Genomic DNA, 1582 nt, shown 5'->3' with positions numbered 1-1582 from the left:
GTGATCCAGAATCGGAGCAGGTCAACCACCCAGTCGAACTCCGGGACCGTCAACACGGTGCGGCGCCGGGGCCCCGACCCGGCGGTGCCTTTGGCCCACCGGACGGTCACCGCGCCGAAGTCGCCGTACGCAGGCACATGCGGGTTGGGGCCGAAATCCTGCACGTCCAACATCGCCACCTCGCGACGCCGAAGCCCAAAGGCGTAGCAGACCTTGAACGCGATCGAGTCCCGCAACAGGGGAAGCCAGCGCTTACTCCCAGCAGCGAACTCACGATCGACCCGGTCGTCCACGTCATCAAAGAGTCTCTGCAGCTCCGTGGCTGTGAAGGCCCGGCGGCCAGCCGGAACAGCATCCTCGCAGGTGTGCCGCGGGGTGTTCCACTCGAACGCAATCTGCGCCGGAACATCGTCGAAGACCCGTTGGCACAGCGCACCCCACCCGTAACTCGAACTCGAGACGTAGGCACAGAACATCGCGATGGCATTGCTGTCCGAACGCAGCGTCGTCCAGCTCACCGGCTTCTCACCCGAGCGCCGCCCAGCCATGTAGTCATCCAGATCGACCGGCCTCCACGACCACGGGAACGTGCCCGCGAACTCCTGGAACCGGCGCAGCACCCCGCAGCGCCCGTCGATCGTTGCTCTCGTCAGCCCACGCGCCAGCATCTGCGCCCGCCAACCCTCGACCATCGCTTCAAACACGCGGTCCTCGGCACGGAACAGGCCGACCTCACCGTCGCGCAACAACCGCGGAACGAACCCAGGAACACCGTCCACGCCGACCTCCAACCCGTGGAAACCTGCATCTAATGCAAGAAACCTACGGGGCGCTGGACCGACGCACAAGCATCACATCCGCGGCGCCGACACCACGCCAGCCAACCCCGCCGCCCACCAGCGCAAACCCCATCATCCCAGGTAGACGGCAGTAACCGCACCTACCACTACTCCCGAGAGTTTAACGCCGATAAGCGTGATTCTGTAAAGCTAGCGGCTCAAAGCGCCTTAAACGCCGCTCGCCCGCACCCTGGCGTGGATACTTGATGACAATCTGCTCGCGCAGACCGTGCGTGGCCCGGCTGGCTACCCAGGGAACATCGAGGCCAGAACCAAAAGGGTCGAAAATGCGCAACACGTACTCGACAACGAGAGCTTGTACATTCGCCGGCCGCACAGCGCTCATTGTCGGCGTCGCCGCGCTGACCGTCGTCTACGGGTTTGCCCTGTTCATTAGAGGCCCGGATGTTGGCGCTAACAACGGTTGCACTAGCACATACAGTGATGCCCCGGCCCGCCAATCCCAGCGGGATGAATACCAGCGAATTCTTGATGAGGCGGATCCGACTTCCACGGTTGATTGGACCTCAACGTGGTCGTATTTCCCCCCGGGATGGGTTTGCTCTGCTCGCGGTTTGGTCGGTGGCGAAGGTCAGACGCTAGGCGTCATACGTCCACCGGCATGGGGAGCTGCAGTGGTCCTGACCGGGGCGGGGGCGACTATAGGCGGAGCACTCACACTCGCCGGCACCCATCTCGCACGATCGCGGAACACCGCACGCAATGCGCCCTACTAACGCTCG

General features: G+C 63.7%; 1 protein-coding gene. It reads right to left on the bottom strand.

The genetic code is table 11. The annotated features are described in order from the left end of the window. Positions 1-791 (bottom strand): site-specific integrase (locus Q4E95_RS13735; RefSeq protein ID WP_303383828.1); only part of this gene is annotated, 791 nt, incomplete at its 3' end. Positions 792-1582: the final 791 nt, after the last annotated feature.

This window comes from Kocuria sp. (genome assembly GCF_030536815.1).
Lineage (GTDB): Bacteria > Actinomycetota > Actinomycetes > Actinomycetales > Micrococcaceae > Kocuria > Kocuria gwangalliensis.
The sequence above is the reverse complement of the archived record's forward strand: the minus strand, read 5'-3'. Positions and strand labels throughout refer to the sequence as shown.